At 57.5% G+C, this 19,440-nt stretch carries 21 protein-coding genes; 12 read left to right on the top strand and 9 right to left on the bottom strand.

Annotated features, from left to right (window positions below):
• Positions 1 to 12: 12 nt before the first annotated feature.
• Positions 13 to 1,431 carry a dihydrolipoyl dehydrogenase family protein gene (locus ACR0DK_RS04235; RefSeq protein WP_480734892.1) on the bottom strand — a complete coding sequence of 473 codons (1,419 nt, stop codon included), beginning with the start codon at positions 1,429 to 1,431 and terminating at the stop codon, positions 13 to 15.
• Between the two features lie 3 nt (positions 1,432 to 1,434).
• A complete protein-coding gene (locus ACR0DK_RS04240; RefSeq protein WP_370644315.1) occupies positions 1,435 to 2,193 on the bottom strand; it encodes a TVP38/TMEM64 family protein in 759 nt (252 codons plus the stop codon).
• A 268-nt stretch (positions 2,194 to 2,461) separates the two neighbouring features.
• Between ACR0DK_RS04240 and rpmH the strand changes: the two genes are divergently transcribed.
• The 12 genes from rpmH (at position 2,462) to ACR0DK_RS04300 (ending at position 12,154) form a co-directional block, all read left to right on the top strand.
• Entirely contained in the window at positions 2,462 to 2,596 is a 135-nt protein-coding gene (gene rpmH / locus ACR0DK_RS04245) for a 50S ribosomal protein L34 (RefSeq protein ID WP_005980833.1), read from the top strand.
• A 26-nt stretch (positions 2,597 to 2,622) separates the two neighbouring features.
• A complete protein-coding gene (gene rnpA / locus ACR0DK_RS04250; protein WP_480734895.1) occupies positions 2,623 to 3,048 on the top strand; it encodes a ribonuclease P protein component in 426 nt (141 codons plus the stop codon).
• Positions 3,045 to 3,278: a membrane protein insertion efficiency factor YidD gene (gene yidD, locus ACR0DK_RS04255; protein WP_480734897.1), complete on the top strand. Its 234-nt coding sequence runs from the start codon at positions 3,045 to 3,047 to the stop codon at positions 3,276 to 3,278. The genes rnpA and yidD overlap by 4 nt, the downstream gene beginning before the upstream one ends.
• A 38-nt stretch (positions 3,279 to 3,316) precedes the next feature.
• Positions 3,317 to 4,201 carry a tRNA 2-thiocytidine(32) synthetase TtcA gene (ttcA, locus tag ACR0DK_RS04260; protein ID WP_170402750.1) on the top strand — a complete coding sequence of 295 codons (885 nt, stop codon included), beginning with the start codon at positions 3,317 to 3,319 and terminating at the stop codon, positions 4,199 to 4,201.
• A gap of 70 nt (positions 4,202 to 4,271) precedes the next feature.
• Entirely contained in the window at positions 4,272 to 5,813 is a 1,542-nt protein-coding gene (locus ACR0DK_RS04265; RefSeq protein WP_480734899.1) for a putative bifunctional diguanylate cyclase/phosphodiesterase, read from the top strand.
• Between the two features lie 126 nt (positions 5,814 to 5,939).
• Positions 5,940 to 7,763 (top strand): membrane protein insertase YidC, encoded by a 1,824-nt coding sequence (gene yidC / locus ACR0DK_RS04270; protein WP_480734901.1) that lies wholly within the window; start codon positions 5,940 to 5,942, stop codon positions 7,761 to 7,763.
• The gene (locus ACR0DK_RS04275) at positions 7,760 to 8,497 is read left to right on the top strand and encodes an MOSC domain-containing protein (RefSeq protein ID WP_480707640.1); all 738 of its coding nucleotides are present in this window, start codon (positions 7,760 to 7,762) and stop codon (positions 8,495 to 8,497) included. The genes yidC and ACR0DK_RS04275 overlap by 4 nt, the downstream gene beginning before the upstream one ends.
• Positions 8,494 to 9,147, top strand: coding sequence for a ribosome biogenesis GTP-binding protein YihA/YsxC (gene yihA / locus ACR0DK_RS04280; RefSeq protein ID WP_170392875.1), 654 nt, complete (start codon positions 8,494 to 8,496; stop codon positions 9,145 to 9,147). Before ACR0DK_RS04275 ends, yihA begins: the two co-directional genes overlap by 4 nt.
• Positions 9,148 to 9,294: 147 nt before the next feature.
• The gene (gene argB / locus ACR0DK_RS04285; protein WP_170508738.1) at positions 9,295 to 10,158 is read left to right on the top strand and encodes an acetylglutamate kinase; all 864 of its coding nucleotides are present in this window, start codon (positions 9,295 to 9,297) and stop codon (positions 10,156 to 10,158) included.
• A gap of 57 nt (positions 10,159 to 10,215) precedes the next feature.
• Positions 10,216 to 11,007: a sterol desaturase family protein gene (locus ACR0DK_RS04290; RefSeq protein WP_170567446.1), complete on the top strand. Its 792-nt coding sequence runs from the start codon at positions 10,216 to 10,218 to the stop codon at positions 11,005 to 11,007.
• Positions 11,007 to 11,660, top strand: coding sequence for a ferredoxin (locus ACR0DK_RS04295; protein ID WP_170567448.1), 654 nt, complete (start codon positions 11,007 to 11,009; stop codon positions 11,658 to 11,660). The genes ACR0DK_RS04290 and ACR0DK_RS04295 overlap by 1 nt, the downstream gene beginning before the upstream one ends.
• Positions 11,657 to 12,154, top strand: coding sequence for a SixA phosphatase family protein (locus tag ACR0DK_RS04300; RefSeq protein ID WP_480734904.1), 498 nt, complete (start codon positions 11,657 to 11,659; stop codon positions 12,152 to 12,154). The genes ACR0DK_RS04295 and ACR0DK_RS04300 overlap by 4 nt, the downstream gene beginning before the upstream one ends.
• A 47-nt stretch (positions 12,155 to 12,201) precedes the next feature.
• Here ACR0DK_RS04300 and ACR0DK_RS04305 read toward each other — a convergent pair whose 3' ends face one another.
• The 7 genes from ACR0DK_RS04305 to ACR0DK_RS04335 form a co-directional block, all read right to left on the bottom strand.
• On the bottom strand, positions 12,202 to 12,993 hold the full coding sequence (locus ACR0DK_RS04305; RefSeq protein ID WP_304621965.1) for an amino acid ABC transporter ATP-binding protein: 792 nt from the start codon (positions 12,991 to 12,993) through the stop codon (positions 12,202 to 12,204).
• Between the two features lie 12 nt (positions 12,994 to 13,005).
• Entirely contained in the window at positions 13,006 to 14,361 is a 1,356-nt protein-coding gene (locus ACR0DK_RS04310) for an amino acid ABC transporter permease (RefSeq protein WP_170819032.1), read from the bottom strand.
• 1 nt (position 14,362) lies between these two features.
• Positions 14,363 to 15,631 carry an amino acid ABC transporter permease gene (locus ACR0DK_RS04315; RefSeq protein WP_170515915.1) on the bottom strand — a complete coding sequence of 423 codons (1,269 nt, stop codon included), beginning with the start codon at positions 15,629 to 15,631 and terminating at the stop codon, positions 14,363 to 14,365.
• Positions 15,632 to 15,755: 124 nt separating this feature from the next.
• Positions 15,756 to 16,775 carry an amino acid ABC transporter substrate-binding protein gene (locus ACR0DK_RS04320; protein ID WP_170392882.1) on the bottom strand — a complete coding sequence of 340 codons (1,020 nt, stop codon included), beginning with the start codon at positions 16,773 to 16,775 and terminating at the stop codon, positions 15,756 to 15,758.
• A 206-nt stretch (positions 16,776 to 16,981) separates the two neighbouring features.
• On the bottom strand, positions 16,982 to 17,689 hold the full coding sequence (locus ACR0DK_RS04325; protein WP_480734909.1) for an ATP12 family chaperone protein: 708 nt from the start codon (positions 17,687 to 17,689) through the stop codon (positions 16,982 to 16,984).
• A 4-nt stretch (positions 17,690 to 17,693) separates the two neighbouring features.
• Complete coding sequence (locus ACR0DK_RS04330; protein ID WP_480734912.1) at positions 17,694 to 18,365, bottom strand: HAD-IA family hydrolase; 672 nt, start codon at positions 18,363 to 18,365, stop codon at positions 17,694 to 17,696.
• A complete protein-coding gene (locus ACR0DK_RS04335) occupies positions 18,362 to 19,405 on the bottom strand; it encodes an RluA family pseudouridine synthase (protein WP_170508752.1) in 1,044 nt (347 codons plus the stop codon). Before ACR0DK_RS04335 ends, ACR0DK_RS04330 begins: the two co-directional genes overlap by 4 nt.
• Positions 19,406 to 19,440: the final 35 nt, after the last annotated feature.

Consider the following 19,440-nt stretch of genomic DNA (forward strand, 5'->3'; position numbering starts at 1 on the left):
CTCCTCCTTGGGTCAGGGAATCCAGCGCTGGACGAACCTGACCACTCGTTTAACCATTTGATTCTCAAACAGCCTTGGAGAGAAATAGGCTCCTGCCACACGTTTGTTAAGCTCTCCGACCGTTGGGTAAGGCGAAACCATCGCTGCGATCTGACCCATCTTGAGATTATTGGCCAGCGCCAGCGACCACAAGTTGATCAATTCTCCGGCCTGATATCCGACGATTGTCGCGCCCACAGGTCGGCCCTTTACGACCATCACCTTGATGAACCCCTTGGTCTTGCGCTCGGAAACTGCGCGGTCATTGTGGTGATAGTCGAACCGGGCAACCTCCACCGCGTCGCCATGCTGTTCACGGGCTTGTGCCTCGGTCAGGCCGACCTGTGCCAGTTCGGGATCTGTATAGGTGGCCCATGGGATATGAGCGGTCTTCGCTTTCGACGGAAGCCCAAATAAGGCAGAGCGGATGATGATCCCCGCATGATATCCGGCGACATGGGTGAATTGCAGCCCACCTGCAACATCACCAATGGCATAGACCTTGCGATTGCTCGTGCGTAAAGAGTCGTCCACCTTGATGCCTGCCCGCGTGCTGTCGATCCCGGCAGTGTCGAGGTTCAGACGGTCGATATTGGCCTTGCGTCCGACGGCCAGCAACAGATGAGAGCCCGCGTAGACCTCATCATTCTCAGTGACCACCTCAATGGTGCCTGCATTTTCTCGGATCTGGGACACCATGGCGTTTTCATGGATTTCGACACCTTCAGTCCGAAGGCTGTCCAGCACGACGGCTGCAGCTTCAGGGTCGTCTTTGCCCAGCGCACTAAGGCCCTCGATCACGGTCACTTTGCAGCCCAGCCGGTTATGCGCCTGCGCCATTTCCATGCCGATGGGACCTCCGCCAATGATCAGCAGGTGCTCGGGCTTATCGCGCAGGTCGAATATGGTCTCGTTGGTGTAATACGGCACTTGATCCAGCCCGGGCAGCGGCGGCACCAAGGGCGATGAACCTGTGGCCACCACGACGCGACGGGCGGTGATCAGATGATCTCCGGCCTGTACCTGCGTGGGTGAGATGAAGCGACCGTACTCCCGGATTACCTTGACGCCAAAGCCTTCAAAACGCTCCTGACTATCCATGGGTTCGATCTGGGCGATAACACTCTGCACATGATCCTTGGCAGCTGCGTAATCCACTTGTGGCATCGCATCCGCGACGCCAAAAGCCGACGCGTGGGCCTGAGCATATGCAGCCTTGCCGCTGGCGATCAGAGCTTTGGATGGGACACAGCCGAAGTTCAGGCAATCCCCACCCATCTTGTGGCCTTCCAGCAGGATGACATCCGCACCCATCTGGCTGGCCCCGGCGGCTACAGACAACCCGCCTGACCCGGCCCCGATCACCAGGATATCGGTTTTCAACTCTTGCATGGATCAGGAGCCCTTTCGACCACGGAGGGATTTGATGACAATCGGCAGCGCTGCCAGCGCGCACAAGCCAATAATTGGCCCGATCACGAAGGGTTCCCATAACAGCGAGACATCCGGGGTTTCGCCGCGATCAAAGACACCACCCAGCCCAACACCGATCCAAGTATAGACAATCCCACCAGGGATGATGCCCAGCGCCGTCGTAATCAGGAAGTTTCGGAACTTTACCCCAACCAATGCGGGCACCAGATTGGCAACGAAGAAGGGCACCACAGGTACAAGACGCAGCAGGAACAAAACCGAGATTTCATTCTCACGCAGCCCGTCCTTCAGTTTCTTGACCGTCCCTTCCGAGGCTTCAAGCTTGGCGGTCAGAGATTCACCCAAACCCCAGCGTGCGGCCAGAAAGATCGTCGAAGCGCCTATGGTTGCGGCAAAAACATTAAAAGCCGTTCCTGCAAGCAACCCGAATAGGAACCCACCGGTCATCGAAGCGACCGCAGCGCCAGGCAGCGAGAAGGCAACAATAATGATGTAAATCCCTACGAAAGCCGCAGCCATCGCCCAGTAGTTTGAATCGCGCCAGGCCAGCAGGGCCTCGCGATTGTCGCGCAGGGTTTCAAAGGTCAGATAGTCGCCCAGCGCAAAGAACCCCACAGCGGCAACGGCGAGAATCACCGCCAATGGGATATGACGTGCCAGCCCGTTGCGCTGGATCTTGGTGGTTTCGTTCATCTGGGTAGCAGGTTCTTGTTCATTCATCTTGCCCACAACATGCGCCGCCCGCCCGCGCTGCAACAGAGGCCTCACGGGGCCTTGATGTTTATGGCACTTAATGTGAGGGATACGCGCTCTGAACCCGGTTTTTGAAATCTTTTGCCCGGGCAGATTACAGATTTGTTGCAAAACGCACCAAAACCCCCACCTAGGGGTTTGACTTACCCCCCGCTACCCAGTAGAGGACGGGCTTCGAACACTAGGGCCAGGCGAATCCGCGCCGCACCCACCGCTATAGATTGGAGACGGAGCGATGAAACGCACCTATCAGCCTTCGAACCTGGTTCGCAAACGCCGCCACGGTTTCCGCGCGCGCATGGCTACCAAAGCCGGCCGCAAAATCCTGAACGCACGTCGCGCACGCGGCCGCAAGTCGCTGAGCGCATAAACCGCTCGACCTTTCAGGTTATGAACATGACGCCGCCGGAGGCCCCTGAGGATGGTAACAACCAGCCGAGGGTGATGCCCCCGGCGGCGTCCTTTTGCGCATCTGAATCATTGACCGTACTGCAGAATCGCTCGGACTTTCTGAAGGCCGCGCGGGCCAAACGGCAAGGCACTGCATCGATGATGGTGCAGGCGCGTAAACGTGGCGCTGATGAGGCTGCGGGTATTCGCATCGGGTTCACCTGCTCAAAGAAGGTCGGCAATGCCGTCGCCCGCAACCGCGCCAAACGCCGCCTGCGTGAAGCCGCGCGAGCCGTATTACCTATTCATGGGCATGCGGGCTGGGACTACGTGTTGATCGGCCGCGCCGAGGTTACCGCTGCACGGCCCTTTGATGCGCTGAAAGACGATTTGCGCTATGCGCTGCGCAAAATACACGGGGGTGGCAAATGAGCCTCTTTGCCCATCTCCTCGCCCTGCCCGTCCGGGCCTACCGGTTGATCTTCAGCCCCTGGGTTGGATTTAACTGCCGCTATCAGCCGACTTGTTCCGCCTATGCACTGGAAGCGCTTGATAAACACGGCGCCATCAAGGGCGCATGGCTGGCGGCGCGCCGGATCGGGCGCTGCCATCCGTGGGGTGGCGATGGCTATGACCCTGTGCCCGACGACGAACGACCCTGACCCTTGCCCGGTTCACCCAACTGCGATAGGCCCCGCCCATGTTTGATGAAGCCGACGATATCCATCCGCTTTTTGCCGGTGCGCCTTCAACCACCGAGTTCAAGAAGCTGCGCAAGCGCATCGTGCGCCAGACGCGCGAGGCCATTGAGCAGTACGGCATGGTGGACCGCACCGCCGAAGGTAAAACACCCCGCTGGTTGGTCTGCCTGTCGGGCGGCAAGGACAGCTATACCCTTCTGGCGGTGCTCTACGAACTGAAATGGCGCGGTCTGCTGCCCGTGGATCTTCTGGCCTGCAATCTGGATCAGGGGCAACCGGGGTTCCCGGCAACAGTCCTGCCAGAATTCCTAGACCGTATGGGGGTGCCACATCGGATTGAGTATCAGGACACCTATTCCGTTGTGATGGACAAAGTTCCGCAGGGCCGCACCTATTGTGCGCTGTGTTCACGCCTGCGTCGGGGCAACCTCTATCGTATCGCGCGCGAGGAAGGTTGTTCCGCGGTCGTGCTTGGCCATCACCGCGATGACATTCTTGAGACCTTTTTCATGAACCTGTTCCATGGCGGTCGTCTTGCAACCATGCCCCCCAAACTGGTGAATGAAGAAGGTGATCTGTTCGTCTATCGCCCGCTGGCCCATGTGGCCGAGGCGGATTGCGAGAAATTCGCCAAGGCGATGAACTATCCCATCATACCCTGCGATCTGTGCGGCAGTCAGGACGGGCTGCAGCGCCAACAGGTCAAGCAGATCCTCGATCAGTGGGAAAAGAACAGCCCCGGCCGGCGGCAAGTGATGTTTCGGGCATTGACCAATGCGCGGCCTTCGCATCTTCTGGACCCAAAACTGTTTGATTTCGCAAATCTTTCGATCGATCCGATTCAAAAAGACGAAAATTCAGACGATATTCCCCAGTTACGTTAACGCCTGACTCAGATTGATTTCCTACGGTTGGCTTGCGCGATCCTAGCCCAAGCTGAAGGCCGTAAAATCTATGCGGAAATTCCTCTTTGTCGACCGTTGTTCCGAAACGCTGCGGATATTTCTCACCGGACCGCAGGTTCTGGCATTTATTCCCGCGGCGTGTTTAGCCGCCTTCTGGTTGGGCGGTGAACGTGCACTTGTTACCACGGCTTTGGGTTTGCCCCTTGCTTTTGCCGTCATCGGAAATTGGGGAAGCCGTTCTTATACAGCCCGCAGTTCAGGTATGCGCCCCAGCGGCCTGGTTCCATATGACGTATTCCAATCAGAGTTGGAGGCGTTGAGTGAATCGGTCAGCAAATCAGGTGAGAATGCCGCCTGTATCGCAATTGCTTTGGACGGCTATGCCGACCTTCAGGATCTGCACGGTCAGGCTGCCGCCACTCATGTAAAGCAGCAATTCAGTGATCGCATCCTGTCGATCATCCGAAATCAGGACATCTTTTCGCAGATCGATCAGAACCGGTTTCTCATTGGCTTGCATCCCTCCCCACATCTTGATCTGGAAGCCTGCATTCAAATGTCTGGCCGCATCCAAAGCGCAGTCGAAGAGCCGCTTTTGTTGAATGGCACAGGAGTTTACCAATCCTGCTCAATCGGGTTCTGCCTGCATTCAGACCTGCGACAGGTCGAGGCTGATGAGTGGATTGGCGCCGCCACCGCTGCACTGTCCGAAGCGCAAAGAAGCGGTCCCTCGACCATACGCGCTTATTCAACCGGGACCCGTCGGCGATCCCTGGTCCGAGCCAATTTGAGAAAAGAGTTCGAGGCGGCATTGGACAATGGAGAGATTCGGCCCTGGTTTCAGCCTCAGGTTTCAACGGATAATGGGAACATCACAGGGTTCGAGGCTTTGGCAAGGTGGGAGCATCCAATAAAAGGTGTTCTCAGCCCGCAGGTATTCCTGCCCTTCGCCAAGCAAGCCGAACTGATGGAGCGGCTAGGCCAAATCATGCGTCACCATGCTTTTGAAGCGATGCAAGCTTGGGATCTTGCAGCATGCGTTGTGCCCCGGATCGGTATCAATTTCTCATCCGATGAGTTGCGCAATCCCGGCTTGATCGACCGCCTGAAATGGGAGTTGGATCAGTTTGATTTGACACCGGATCGGCTGGCGGTTGAGATTCTGGAAACCGTGTTCTCTCGCAGGCCGGATGACGTGATCACCCGGAATGTAACCGGCATGGCTGCGCTTGGATGCTGTATCGACCTGGATGACTTTGGAACCGGCCATGCCTCGATCGCCTCGATCAAGCGGTTTGACGTCTCGAGGATCAAGATTGATCGGACATTTGTCACCAAATCCGATCAGGATCCCAGCCAGCAGCAACTGGTCAGCGCCATTCTGACCATGGCTGAACGCCTGAACCTCGAGACGCTCGCCGAAGGCGTGGAAACGCCCGGCGAGCACGCGTTGATGGCGCAATTGGGCAGTAACCACGTTCAGGGGTTCGGAATTGCAAAGCCAATGCCATTTGAGCAGACCCTGGATTGGATCGCGGCGCATCGTGCCAAGATCAGGGGTGCATCCAAGATCGGTCGCAAAATGGGATGAAATCTGCAATTACGGTGCGCCAAATCCAGCGCCGGAGCGATTTGATGGGCGATTCCGCTTGACCTTTGGGGCTGCACTCTGTTGAACCCACCGGGTGTGTTTCACTGCTCAAGGTGGCTGTCCCCGATGGACGATCAGAACAAAAATCTCATCCTTGCAACCGCGCTCAGCTTTCTGGTGATCCTTGTCTGGTTCGTGCTGTTCCCACCGCCGGAATCAACCACGACGCAGGACGCTGCAGAAATTGCAGCTCTGGAAGGCGACGAGGTGCAAACACCCAGCGCGACCAGCACCGTGGGTGAAGCCACAGCGACCGCCGAGGAAACACTGCCAGAGGAACAAGCCCCTCGCGTCAACATCGACACCCCCCGTCTGGAAGGCAGTCTGTCCCTGTCCGGCGGGCGGATCGATGAGCTGTTTCTGAAAGATTATAAAGTCTCGATCGAAGAAGGCGCGCCAATCGTTGAGCTGCTGTCTCCGGTTGGTTCGGAATCGGCTTATTATGCCCTTTACGGCTGGGCACCGGGTACAGGAGTTGCAGGTGCGGATGTCCCGGGCCCCAACACGCTCTGGACATTGGAAGAGGGTGAGACGCTTGGCGTAGACAACCCCATCACGCTGGCCTGGGACAATGGCAATGGCCTGACTTTCCGCCGCACCATCGCGGTCGACCAGGACTACATGTTCACAGTTACCCAATCGGTTGAAAACGCGACCCAATCCGAGGTGGGCATGGCCCCCTATGGCATTCTTGCACGCCACGGTATTGGTGAAGATGGCGACCTTCCGGGCCTGAAAAACTTCTTCATCCTGCATGAGGGTGTGATCGGCATGGCGGACGGCACGCTGTCAGAAGTTGACTATGGTGATGTCCGCGATTTTGACATCGACCCGAACGAACGGGCGCAGGCCGAGGTCTATCAGGTCAAGGAAGATGGCTGGATCGGCTTCACGGATCACTACTGGATGACCACGCTGATCCCAGAGCCGGGCTCGACCTTCAAAGCAGCCGCAAAATATGACTCGCGCCGCAAAATCTATCAAACCGAAACGGTGCTGCCGACGCTGACCGTAGCGCCGGGTGAGACTGCTAAAGTGACCACACGCCTGTTCGCTGGTGCCAAGGAATGGGAAGCCATTCGGGAATACCAGGCCGAAGGTGTGCAGAAGTTCATCGACAGCATCGACTGGGGCTGGTTCTTCTTCCTGACCAAGCCGATCTTCTGGCTGCTGCACAACATCAACCTGCTGATCGGCAACATGGGCTGGTCCATCATCGGCCTGACCCTGATCATCAAGGCGATCCTGTTCCCGCTGGCTTTCAAATCCTACGTCTCGATGGCCAAGATGAAGGAACTGCAGCCCCAGATGGAAGCCTTGAAAGAGGCCGCAGGGGATGACCGCCAGAAGATGCAGCAAGGCATGATGGAGCTGTACAAGAAGGAAAAGGTTAACCCGGCCGCAGGCTGTTTGCCGATCCTGATGCAGATCCCCATCTTCTTCTCGCTGTACAAGGTGATTTTTGTCACCATCGAACTGCGTCAAGCCCCATGGTTTGGCCCGTTCCAGGACCTCAGCGCTCCGGATCCGACCTCAATCTTCAACTTCTTTGGTTGGCTGCCTTGGGCGGCACCGCAGCCTGAAAGCTTCATGGCGCTGATCTTTATCGGTATCCTGCCACTGCTGCTGGGTATCTCGATGTGGCTGCAGCAGAAACTGAACCCGGCACCGACCGATGCAACACAGGCGATGATCTTTGCCTGGATGCCATGGGTGTTCATGTTCATGCTGGGCGGATTTGCCAGCGGTTTGGTGGTCTACTGGATCGCGAACAACACGATCACATTTACCCAGCAATACCTGATCATGCGGAGCCAGGGCTATACGCCCGATGTATTCGGCAACATCAAATCAGGCTTCAAACGCACGCCAAAGACGGACGACAAATGAGCGGTTCGGTCACCAGCATTTGGCGGCACCCGATCAAAAGTCACGGGCGTGAACGCCTTGATCGCATTACCATGATCCCCGGGCATACCATGCCCGGGGATCGTGTTTGGGCGGTTGCACATGAGGCGTCGAAAGCGGATGGATCGGAATGGGCACCCTGCGCCAATTTCAGCCGAGGCGCGAAGGCCCCTCAGTTGATGGCAATCTCGGCGCAGCTGCAAGGCGACTCGGTCACGCTGAGCCATCCCAATCGCCCCGATCTAAGCTTTGAGCCCGACGTGCAACAGGATACCTTTCTGGACTGGGTCAAACCGCTGATGCCTGCAGATCGTGCTGCGTCTGCCCGCATTGTCCGCGCCGCTAATCGCGGCATGACGGACAGCGATTTTCCTTCGATCAGTTTGTGCAATATGTCGTCGCATCGGGCGGTCGAGCAGAAGCTAGGCAGGGATCTTTCTATCGCTCGCTGGCGCGGAAATATCTGGTTCGATGGCCTGCCGCTGTGGAATGAGTTCGACTGGATTGGCCGCGACATCCGGATCGGCGAGGCCGTTTTTCATGTGCGCGAACGCATCACGCGGTGTTTGGCGACAACCGCCAACCCTGAAACGGGTGAGCGGGATGCCGACACACTGGGTGCGCTGAGCAGCTGGGATCATCAGGATTTTGGCGTTTATGCCGAAGTTCTGGAAGGCGGCACCATTCACACCGGTGACGAGGTTCAGGTTCTATGACCACACTTCCCTTTCCACTAGCTGAAACTCCAGATGAATTCGCAACGGAAACCGGTCGAAAGCTGTTTGCCGGGCCATCCGAATTCGTCAAAGGCGTCGTTGCGATGGATGGCCTGCCTGCGCCCGATCGGTTGGAGGTATGTTTCGCCGGGCGTTCGAATGTCGGTAAATCCAGCTTGATCAACGCGCTAACGGGCACCAAGGGGTTAGCACGTGCCTCGAACACGCCGGGGCGTACACAAGAGATCAACTTTTTCACGCAAGGGCCTGAACTCTATTTGGTCGACCTGCCAGGGTACGGCTATGCGAACGCGCCGGTGAAGGTCGTGGAAAAATGGCAACGTCTGCTGAAACAGTATCTGAGTGGACGTCAGACCCTGCGCCGTGCCTTCGTCCTGATCGACTCGCGCCATGGGGTGAAACCTGTGGACGCCGAGATCATGAAGCTGCTGGATACCAGCGCAGTGACCTTTCAGTGCGTTCTGACAAAGGCCGACAAGGTCAAAGCAAAAGACCGGGAAAAAGTGCTGGACCAGGTGCGCGCCGCGCTTTCGAAACATCCTGCAGCCTTCCCCGAGATCGTGTTGACCTCATCCGAGAAGGGCGACGGCATTCCGACCCTGCGTTCGATCATTGCGCATCTGGAGTGACGCTGTTCAGCAATATACAAGTCATGAGCTAAGGAAACCGGGTCGCGCCCATCGGGTACGGCCCGTTCAGATTGGCTGTTTCCGCGATCCGGTCTTGGCACCATCCTCCAAACGCCCTAACACAGGGTCCCAGAGGGACAATCAGCCATGAAGACACGAGATATGAACCGGGATTGGATCGCCACCGCCGCCACATTGAACAGCGCCCTGCCCTATCTGCAGCGATACGACGGTGCGATTGTCGTCATCAAGCTAGGTGGCCACGCCATGGGCAGCGACGAAGCCATGGAAAGCTTTGCGCGCGATGTGGTGCTTATGCGTCAGGTTGGCGTAAACCCGGTCGTCGTGCACGGCGGTGGCCCAATGATCAATGCGATGCTCGACAAACTGGATATCCAGTCCGAGTTTGTGGGTGGTAAACGCGTGACGGACAAAGCCACAGTCGAAGTGGTCGAAATGGTCCTGTCGGGCCTTGTGAACAAGCGGATCGTGCAGGCGATCAATGCGCAGGGTGGCATGGCTGTGGGTCTGTCGGGCAAGGATGCCCATTTGATGATGTGCGAACAGACCGACGCCTCGCTCGGGTTTGTCGGCACACCGTCCGAGATGAACCCCAAAGTCCTGCATGACCTGTTTGCGCATGATGTTATCCCTGTGATCGCGCCGCTGGGCGCAGGTCGGAATGGCGAAACCTTCAATGTGAATGGCGACACTGCAGCCGGGGCGATCGCCTCAGCTCTTAAGGCAGACCGCCTGCTGCTGCTGACCGATGTAGCGGGCGTCAAGAACGCAGCAGGCGATGTCGTGACCGAGCTCAAGGCTGGCCAAATTCGTGAGATGACGCGTGAAGGCACTATTGCGGGTGGGATGATTCCAAAAACCGAAACTGCGCTGGACGCGCTGCATAATGGCGTTCGGGCGGTCGTTATTCTGGACGGGCGCGCGCCCAATGCGGTACTGCTCGAACTGTTTACGGAACACGGTGCCGGATCCTTGATCCGTCCTGATTAACGCCATAGTGATCTTCAACATCTTGCACCGGGCATTAACATGCCCGATTGTGAATGTATGGAGAACGAGCCCCTATTTCGCCTAAGCGTGTTTTTGATCCTGTTTGTTTTGTTTGCGGCGGCAGAGACAATTGCGCCAAAACGCTTACGAACCTGTTCGCGAAAAAATCGGTGGCTAACCAATCTATCAATCACTGTTTTGAACACACTGATGCTCAGGACTATGGCGATTGGGTTGCCCTTATTGGCAGTTGGCGCTGCCATTGATGCCGGGAAAAATGGATTGGGCGTTTTTAATTGGCTCGCCTGGCCAGGGTGGGTTGAGCTTATTCTGTGTGTGCTGATTCTGGACTTTGCAATCTGGCTACAGCATCTGATTACCCACAAGGTGCCAATCCTTTGGCGGCTACATCGTGTGCATCACGCCGACCGAGACATGGACGTCACTACTGCAGTCCGCTTTCACCCTGTTGAAATCGCGTTGTCCATGATCCTGAAAATCGGGCTAATCTATCTGCTCGGCGCCAGCGCCCTGGCTGTGTTCCTGTTCGAGATCCTTCTTAATGGCACAGCGTTGTTCAATCATTCAAACTTGAAGCTCCCCCTTGCCGTTGACGCTGTGGTACGTAGGATTCTTGTGACACCCGATATGCATCGCGTACATCATTCGGTATTCCGAACAGAGCATGACAGCAATTATGGCTTTGCACTGTCTATCTGGGACCGAATGCTGGGGACTTACATCGCACAACCTCGGGACGGGCACGAACAAATGAGCGTGGGATTGGAATGGCAGGACGATCGACCAACAAAACTGGGCTGGAGCCTGGCTCTGCCCTTCCGCCGTTGATGACCTACGCCAATGTCGAACGAGCAGCCACTCAGGTTGGGCTGATAGCCATGGGTGCACTTCATCCAAGGCCCAGTGAAGCAAAGCAACTTGATGACGGAACCCTAATCCTTCTGGGGGCTGCGGGGGCATTCTGGCCCGCTCTGAAGGCCTCGGCTGAGTGGCAGGATGGCCAACCCGACCCGGTTGATCGCTGGTCCAGACGGGTGATCGGCCAGCTTGCGCGGGACATGAGGGGCACCGCCTACTATCCGTTCGGCGGCCCACCATACGCACCCTTCATTGACTGGGCACTTAAGTCCGGTCGCACCTTCAGCAGCCCGGTCGGGGCCCTGGTGCACGATACGGTAGGGATGATGATGTCATTCCGTGGTGCGTTGCATTTTGCGGATGAGTTCTCAATTCCATCCGTTTCTCAATCGTCACCCTGCACAGAATGCCCCGCGCCTTGTGCAACAACCTGTCCGGTTGGGGCATTGAACACCCACAGCTTCTATGACGTGGCAGCCTGTCATGATCATCTCGATACCAAAGCGGGACACAGCTGCATGAATAAAGGCTGCCTTGCCCGGCTCGCCTGCCCTCTCAGCGCCGGCGCAGAGCGCCAGCCAGAGCAATCTGCGCATCACATGAAAGCATTTCACCGATCATGACCCGCACACTGATCCTAATGCGCCATGCCAAGTCCAGTTGGGGCGATCCCTTTGCCGAAGATCACGACCGCCCGTTGAACAATCGAGGACGCAAATCGGCCCCCGCGATTGGGGCGTGGCTGCAAAGCAATGGCTGGCTGCCGGATGACGTTATCTGCTCAAGCGCCAAGCGCACGCGGGAAACGTGGGGCAGATTGGGGCTGAGCACCCCGGAAATCCGCTTTACCCCCGCCTTGTATCTGACAGGCCCCGATGAGATGTTCGCCGAATTGGCCACAGCCACCGGCAATACCGTACTAATGCTGGGGCATAATCCCGGCATCGCTGCATTTGCAAATCGGCTGGTACGCAACCAGCCCGATCATTCGAGATTCTACGACTATCCGACTTGTGCAACGACTGTAATCCGGTTCGATATCCCCGACTGGAATGCGCTCGAATGGCATCAGGGTGAGGTTCTGGGCTTCACGATCCCACGCGAGCTGCTGGAATAGAAAAAGGCGAGGTCGACACCCCGCCTTCTTGGTTTTCTGATCCGAATTTAGTGTCCCAGTATCTGGCTGAGGAACAACTTGGTCCGTTCGCTCTGCGGGTTGTTGAAGAACTCTTCCGGTTCGTTCTGCTCCACAATCTGACCGGCATCCATAAAGATCACGCGGTTGGCGACCTGGCGGGCAAAGCCCATCTCGTGGGTCACACACAGCATGGTCATGCCTTCCTCGGCCAGTTCGATCATGGTGTCGAGCACCTCTTTGATCATCTCAGGGTCCAGCGCCGATGTAGGTTCATCGAACAACATGATCCGCGGCATCATGCACAGCGAGCGGGCAATCGCCACACGCTGCTGCTGACCACCCGATAGCTGACCGGGATACTTGTCGGCCTGCTCAGGGATCTTCACCTTTTCCAGGAAATGCATCGCGCGCTCTTCGGCCTCTTTCTTGGGCGTCTTGCGCACCCAGATCGGGGCCAGCGTGCAGTTTTCCAGAATGGTCAGGTGCGGGAACAGGTTGAAGTGCTGGAACACCATGCCAACCTCGGACCGGATTTTGTCGATGTTTTTCAGGTCATTCGACAGCTCGGTCCCATCCACAATGATCGTGCCCTGCTGGTGTTCCTCCAGCGCGTTCAGGCAGCGGATCAGGGTAGACTTGCCCGACCCCGACGGCCCCGCGATCACAATCCGCTCGCCCTGATTGACGGTCAGATTGATATCGCGCAGCACGTGGAAGGCACCGTACCACTTGTTCATATTGGTGATTTCGATGGCGATTTCGTCGCTCACCTGCATTTTGGAGCGGTCGATTTCGCGTTCAATTGCAAGTTCAGACATGTGTTGAACTCCTTAACGGTGGCCAGTCTGAAGCTTGCGCTCCAGGTACATGGAATAACGGGACATGGAGAAGCAAACCACGAAGAACAGAACGCCGATAAAGGCAAACAGTTCCCAGTAGACGCCGTTCCAGGCGGTATCGGCGCGGATGCCGTTGGTCAGGCCGATCACGTCGAACAGACCGATGATCGAGACCAAAGTCGTATCCTTGAAAATACCGATGAACGTGCTCACGATGCCCGGGATCGAGATTTTCAGCGCCTGTGGCATGATGATCAGCCGCTGCGCCTGCCAGTAGTTCAGGCCCAGACTGTCTGCGCCTTCGTACTGACCACGCGGCAGGGCAGCCAGACCACCCCGGATCACCTCGGCCATATAGGCGGCCGAGAACAGAGTCATCATGATCATCACCCGCAGGATGATGTCAAAATTAGTGCCCGGCGGCAGGAACAGGTTCAGCAACAGCGATGCCACAAACAGCAGGGTAATCAGCGGCACGCCCCGAATGAACTCGATAAAGCCCACGCACAGGTATTTGACGATCATCAGATCGGACTGACGACCCAGCGCCAGCACGATACCGATAGGAAGCGAAACACCAATGGCCACGACACCCAACAGGATCGCTAGCATAAAGCCACCAAAGTCGCGGCTTTCCACCGGCGCGATACCGATCGGAATGATTGCATTGATTGCGTCAGCCACGGAACCGGCAGCAAACAGCCACCATAGTATGGGCAGCGCAATCGCAAGGATAATCGCGGCAAGAGACCCGGCAACCGGAAGCGCAAACTTGTACGCGAAATACCCGATGGCAAATCCAGCGGCGACCATGAGCGGCCCCCAGATCGACCCACCCCACATCAGCCAAGGCAGCAGGAACGGATAAGCCGCCGTTACAATCAACAGCTTACGCGGCACCTTGGTGAACAACACCGGCGCAATAGCAACCAACAACAGGATGAAGGTCAGGTTCGGTCGGAAATAGGCCGGCCAGCCGCCAGTTTCGGGCGGGTTAGACCACGTCGCGTCCGGATGGGCCGGATACGGCGGATAGAACCCATATAGCAGCTGTAGCCACCGGTCCTTGATCACACCCCAGCAGGCATGACCATGCGTATCGCCCCAGGTCGCCATCATGATCTCACGACATTCCGACAGCGAATTGGCGTTCCAAACGGATTCGAACGTCCAGGACAGGATGTTGGAGAGCACATAGTAGATGAAGACCAGCGAGACGATTGTCAGGATGGCGTTCAGCCAGCTTGAAAACAGGTTATGCTTGATCCAGCCCAGTACACCGACCTCGGAGGCGGGTGGTGCCTGTTCCGGCAACATTTCCGTGCGGACAAATGAAACATCACTCATATTACCGCTCCACCAGTTTGACACGGTTGTTGTACCAGTTCATCACCGCCGAAATGCTCAGCGAGATGGACAGGTAGACCAGCATCAGCAGCAGAACGCATTCCAGCTCGCGACCGGTCTGGTTCATGGTGATGCCACCCAGCGTACCCGTGATGTCCATATATCCGACCGCGATCGCCAGCGACGAGTTCTTGGTCAGGTTCAGATAGTTCGAGATCATTGGCGGGATGATCACCCGCAACGCCTGCGGCAAGATCACCAGACGCATGGTCCGGCCCGGGCGCAGGCCCAGTGCGGATGCGGCCTCGGTCTGACCCTTGGAAATGGCCAGAATACCGGCGCGCACGATCTCGGCGATGAATGCCGCAGTGTACAGCGACAGGGCCAGCCACAAGGCAATCAGCGAGTTACGAAGGTGGGTACCGCCGCTGAAGTTGAAGCCTTTCAGCTCAGGGTAGCCCAGGTGAAAACCCAGAACGCCCAGCAGGATGGCTGATGGCACGAACAAAAGGCCCAGTTGGATGTGCCAGATGGCCGGGCGATCGCCGGTCTTTTCTTGCGTTGAATTGGCCCAGGCCGAAACCTTACGCATCGCAAAGATGCTGCCGCCAAACACGATCAGGAAGGCGATCAGGTCAAGCGAAACATCAAAGCGCAGGCTTGATGTACCGAAAAGGTGGATATCGCCCAATCCGCGCGAGAACAGAAACTCGGGGATATAGACCCCGCGATTTGTGACCGCGACCGTGCCAAAAAGATCCATCGTGGCTTCTGGGTTTTCACCTCGGAAGGCGCGCGGTGCTGGCAGGCTTTCAATCAGGATCGCCATGGCGAACACGATCCAAAGCAGCACTGGAACGTTACGGAACATCTCGACATAGACTGTCATGATCCGCGCGATCAGCCAGTTATTCGACAGGCGCAAAACACCGACCATGACACCGATGATCGTTGCTGTGATACAGCCCAGAACTGCAACAACCAGAGTGTTTAGCAGGCCTATAAACGCCGCGCGCAGATGTGTATCGCGCGAGTCGTATTCCAGCAGGCGTTGGTTGATGTCATAGCTGGCCGGTTCGGCAAAAAAGTCGAACCCGACTGTTCTGCCCAGCGTTTCAAGGTTCTGAATGGTGTTGTTGATAATCCAGGCTGCCAGAAGCATGAAACCGATCATCGCTATGACCTGAATGGTCGCAGATCGGTACCGCGTATCATAAAGGAGCATGGACAGCCGGAAGTGCTCCTTCGGCGGGTCAGTGAGTGTCGTCATGACCTATGTATATCCCCGTGCATCCCGGATGTTGGCAGAGTTTGCCTCTGCTCAGATCGTTCCGGGCGTGTTTCTTATGGAAGGAAAAAGGGCGCGGGTTCCCCCGCGCCCTTTTCCGTGGATCTTAGCGGAAAGGCGGTGCGTACAGCAGGCCACCATCGGTCCACTGTGCGTTCAGGCCGCGTGCCAGACCGATCGGGGTTTCCTCGCCGATGTTCTTGGCAAACACTTCGCCGTAGTTACCGCCGACTTTGATCGCGCGCTGTGCCCAGTTCGCGTCCAGACCCAGCATCTCACCCAGCGTACCTTCGGTACCCAACAGGCGGTTTACCTCTGGGTTGTCGGTGGCACCGCTGGACATCTCGTCGATGTTCGCCGAGGTTACACCCAGCTCTTCCGCTGCGATCAGTGCGTTCAGGGTCCAGCGGACCACATCGCCCCACTCGTGATCGCCATGACGGACCAGCGGGCCCAGCGGCTCTTTCGAGATGATTTCGGGCAGGATCACGTGGTCGCCTGCGTTTTCAAAGGTGGCGCGCGTAGCAGCCAGACCCGATGCGTCGGTGGTGTAAACGTCACAGGCACCAGCCAGATACTGCTGCTGCGCTTCGGCGTTGGTTTCGATCGGAACCGGCTCGTAGCTCATGTTGTTGATGCGGAAGAAATCCGCCAGGTTAAGCTCGGTGGTGGTGCCGGTCTGGATACAAACGGTTGCACCGTCCAGTTCCTTGGCCGAGCTGACGCCCAGTGCCTTGGGAACCATGAAACCCTGACCATCGTAGTAGTTGATGCCGACGAATTCGAACTTCAGGTCGACGTCGCGGCTGAAGGTCCACGTGGTGTTACGGGCCAGCATGTCAATCTCGCCCGAAGCCAGCGCGGTGAAACGTGTTTTACCGGTGGTCGGGATGAACTCAACGGCGCTTGGGTCGTCCAGAACGGCAGCGGCTACCGCGCGGCATACGGCCACGTCAAAACCCTGCCATTCACCATTGGCATCGGGGCTGGCAAAGCCGGGTACGCCGGTTGCAACGCCGCAGTTCAGCTTGCCGCGGGCTTTCACGTCGTCAACGGTACCCGCTGCAGCCGCGCCAGCAGCCAGGCCGGCAATGGTTGCCACGCCCAAAATTACGGATTTTTTCATTTTTACCTCTTCCTGATTTTCCATCCCTGAATGGAACGGTTCGATCCGGCGCATAGGCGCCAGAAAGGTTACCCAAAAGGTGTCTCCCCTTTAGTGGCCCGAGTTTGGGCGTATTCATCAACAAACGTCAAGGGCTGGATCAGGGAAAACGATAGGTCTTTTCGGGCAGAATCGGACACAAATTCACGATTTGACGAGAATCCGTCTCAGAACGAGAGGTCAAAGAACTGCTTTGCGTGCAGAAAGGCGGCCCGTTTCACTTCGGCGGCGGCATGTGCCTCATCGTCGTGGCCCCATTGTTCGATCTGCCAAAGCTCGTCCAGTCGAGAAATGCGCCATATCTCGTCCGGTTTGCGCCAATTCTGAGCTGCCGCGAAACCAAGAATCAATGATCCCGACAGGCTAACGAGGTCATGAAACGCCGCCAGTTGGAACACATTCAGTCCATGCACCCGGTCACGCAGGCCTTGCAGCACCTCGGCAGCTTGCGGTTGATGCACCACCCCTGCACGCGGGATCAACCGCGCGCCCAGCGCGTCCGCAGCCCAATCCAATGCAGGATCCCAGGCCTCGGACTGCCGCTGCTGCAACGTTTCGGGATGGGTCGCCCGATAACACAGCAGATCCGAGTCGCCGTAATCGGCCAGCATATCGGCAACCTCACCATGCTGGTGCCGCACCTTGTCAATCGCCGCATTGGCCGAACGGGTGAATGGCATCGTGGTCGGATCGATTTCCTTTTCCTGCGCATCCCATTCCCGTGCAACGGCCTCGGCCATGGCGCGCGTGGGCAGGTCCAGCGCAGCCTTGGCGGGCGTTTTGACCCGCCGACCATCCAGTTCAACCGTATAGCCCCCGTCGGTCTCAACGACCGTACTTGTCGTCCAGAAGCGTTTGGGTTTCCAGTCGCTCATCTCTTTAGCCCCAGATCTTGGCCAGTGCGCCTGGCAATTCTTCGAATGTTTCGATCACATGTGTTGCGGTCGTCAGTGCCCGACGATCGTGATAACCCCAGCTGACACCGATCCCGGCAACTTGCGCGGCTGCGGCCATATCCATGTCAAAGCTGGTGTCGCCCACCATGACGGCTTGCGCAGCCGGCACGCCCGTTTCAGCCAAAGCTGTTTCTATCATCGACGGGTGCGGCTTGGACGGGTGGTGATCTGCAACCTGACGAGTAATGAAATGCTGCTGCAACCCATGCCCTTCAAGCAGCGCATCAAGCCCGCGCTGAGATTTGCCTGTGGCCACTCCCAAAAGAACCTCGGGCTGAGCGTGAAGAGCCTCAATCACTTGGCGCGCACCGGGATAAAGCGGCGAGCTTGCGGCGCCCTGCTCCAACCTTTGCGCGTGATAGGCCTGCTTATATCCGTCAACCAATGCGCTTTGTATCCGCCCGGACTGATCTGCTGCCAGACGCGCCATTGCATGGGGCAGAGATAAACCGACGATGGACAGGATGGCGTCACGATCCGGGACCGGCAGTGACTGCGCCTGAAAACAGGCAGTCATTGCCGAAACAATGGCACCCTGACTATCGACCAGAGTGCCATCCACATCAAACAGGACCAGCCGCAATGGAGCGTTCATCGCAACTCCTCAAACGGATCATCTGCAGCGAGGTCTTCGGTCCAGCCCAGCGTATCCCAGCTGTGTTTCATATGATCCGGTAAAGGCGCCGTAAGCGAGATGGGTTTGCGGGTCATCGGGTGTTCAAAGGAAAGGCTGCGGGCGTGGAGATGCAGCTTTTTGCTGATGATACCTCCCAACTGCGCGCCCCAGCCATCGCCGAGGTTTTCCTGCCCCGAGCCGCCATATTTCCCATCGCCAATGATCGGGTGGCCGATCGCCGCCATATGTGCGCGCAGCTGATGGGTCCGCCCGGTCACCGGCTCCATCGCGACCCAGGCGGCTCGCCCTGCAACGCGATAGAGCGTTGCATAGAGCGTATGTGCGCGTTTTGCGCCGGGCGTATCGTTCACCTCGCTCGGATGAACAGCGATCATCTTCTCGCCTTCGCCATGCTTACCATGCCCCGGTGCCTTGACCAGCCCGGTCTTGATTTCGCCCAGGTACGGAGTTGGAACACCAGCTACCAGCGCCCAATAGATCTTTTGGGTGTTACGATGCCGGAACGCAGCGGTCAGCCCCTTGGCAGCCTCGCGCGTGCGGGCCAACAGCAGTACGCCCGAGGTGTCTTTGTCCAGCCGATGCACAAGGCGCGGGTTCTCGTCATACCCAAAGCGCAATGCCTCAGACAGGCTATCCACATGGCGGGTCTGACCACTGCCACCTTGAACCGGCAGCCCATGCGGCTTGTTCAGCGCCAGCACGTGATCGTCTTTATAAATCACGCAAGACTGGATCATCTTTGAGTCAGCGTCCGAAACACGATGCTTTACGACAGCGGGCTTATGGTCGGCGTCTGGCAGCGGCGGCACACGCACGGACTGCCCGACCTCTAGCCGCGTCGAGGCCTTGACCCGACCGCCATCTACGCGCAGTTCACCCTTGCGGCACATCTTCTCGATCCGGCCCTGGCTGACATGAGGAAACAGGCGGCGCAGCCAACGATCCAGCCGCTGGTCGCCATCGCCCTCTGCTACGGTGATCACCTGTACGCCGCTCATGCCATTGCCCCTTGTTCCGCACGGCTGATCCGCCC

Source organism: Ruegeria sp. CE6, from assembly GCF_056537485.1.

Excerpts from the sequence above, each read along its gene's own strand:
- ACR0DK_RS04235 (WP_480734892.1), bottom strand. The coding sequence starts at position 1,431 with ATGCAAGAGTTGAAAACCGATATCCTGGTGATCGGGGCCGGGTCAGGC.
- ACR0DK_RS04240 (WP_370644315.1), bottom strand. The coding sequence starts at position 2,193 with ATGAATGAACAAGAACCTGCTACCCAGATGAACGAAACCACCAAGATC.
- rpmH (WP_005980833.1), top strand. The coding sequence starts at position 2,462 with ATGAAACGCACCTATCAGCCTTCGAACCTGGTTCGCAAACGCCGCCAC.
- rnpA (WP_480734895.1), top strand. The coding sequence starts at position 2,623 with ATGACGCCGCCGGAGGCCCCTGAGGATGGTAACAACCAGCCGAGGGTG.
- yidD (WP_480734897.1), top strand. The coding sequence starts at position 3,045 with ATGAGCCTCTTTGCCCATCTCCTCGCCCTGCCCGTCCGGGCCTACCGG.
- ttcA (WP_170402750.1), top strand. The coding sequence starts at position 3,317 with ATGTTTGATGAAGCCGACGATATCCATCCGCTTTTTGCCGGTGCGCCT.
- ACR0DK_RS04265 (WP_480734899.1), top strand. The coding sequence starts at position 4,272 with ATGCGGAAATTCCTCTTTGTCGACCGTTGTTCCGAAACGCTGCGGATA.
- yidC (WP_480734901.1), top strand. The coding sequence starts at position 5,940 with ATGGACGATCAGAACAAAAATCTCATCCTTGCAACCGCGCTCAGCTTT.
- ACR0DK_RS04275 (WP_480707640.1), top strand. The coding sequence starts at position 7,760 with ATGAGCGGTTCGGTCACCAGCATTTGGCGGCACCCGATCAAAAGTCAC.
- yihA (WP_170392875.1), top strand. The coding sequence starts at position 8,494 with ATGACCACACTTCCCTTTCCACTAGCTGAAACTCCAGATGAATTCGCA.
- argB (WP_170508738.1), top strand. The coding sequence starts at position 9,295 with ATGAAGACACGAGATATGAACCGGGATTGGATCGCCACCGCCGCCACA.
- ACR0DK_RS04290 (WP_170567446.1), top strand. The coding sequence starts at position 10,216 with ATGGAGAACGAGCCCCTATTTCGCCTAAGCGTGTTTTTGATCCTGTTT.
- ACR0DK_RS04295 (WP_170567448.1), top strand. The coding sequence starts at position 11,007 with ATGACCTACGCCAATGTCGAACGAGCAGCCACTCAGGTTGGGCTGATA.
- ACR0DK_RS04300 (WP_480734904.1), top strand. The coding sequence starts at position 11,657 with ATGACCCGCACACTGATCCTAATGCGCCATGCCAAGTCCAGTTGGGGC.
- ACR0DK_RS04305 (WP_304621965.1), bottom strand. The coding sequence starts at position 12,993 with ATGTCTGAACTTGCAATTGAACGCGAAATCGACCGCTCCAAAATGCAG.
- ACR0DK_RS04310 (WP_170819032.1), bottom strand. The coding sequence starts at position 14,361 with ATGAGTGATGTTTCATTTGTCCGCACGGAAATGTTGCCGGAACAGGCA.
- ACR0DK_RS04315 (WP_170515915.1), bottom strand. The coding sequence starts at position 15,631 with ATGACGACACTCACTGACCCGCCGAAGGAGCACTTCCGGCTGTCCATG.
- ACR0DK_RS04320 (WP_170392882.1), bottom strand. The coding sequence starts at position 16,775 with ATGAAAAAATCCGTAATTTTGGGCGTGGCAACCATTGCCGGCCTGGCT.
- ACR0DK_RS04325 (WP_480734909.1), bottom strand. The coding sequence starts at position 17,689 with ATGAGCGACTGGAAACCCAAACGCTTCTGGACGACAAGTACGGTCGTT.
- ACR0DK_RS04330 (WP_480734912.1), bottom strand. The coding sequence starts at position 18,365 with ATGAACGCTCCATTGCGGCTGGTCCTGTTTGATGTGGATGGCACTCTG.
- ACR0DK_RS04335 (WP_170508752.1), bottom strand. The coding sequence starts at position 19,405 with ATGAGCGGCGTACAGGTGATCACCGTAGCAGAGGGCGATGGCGACCAG.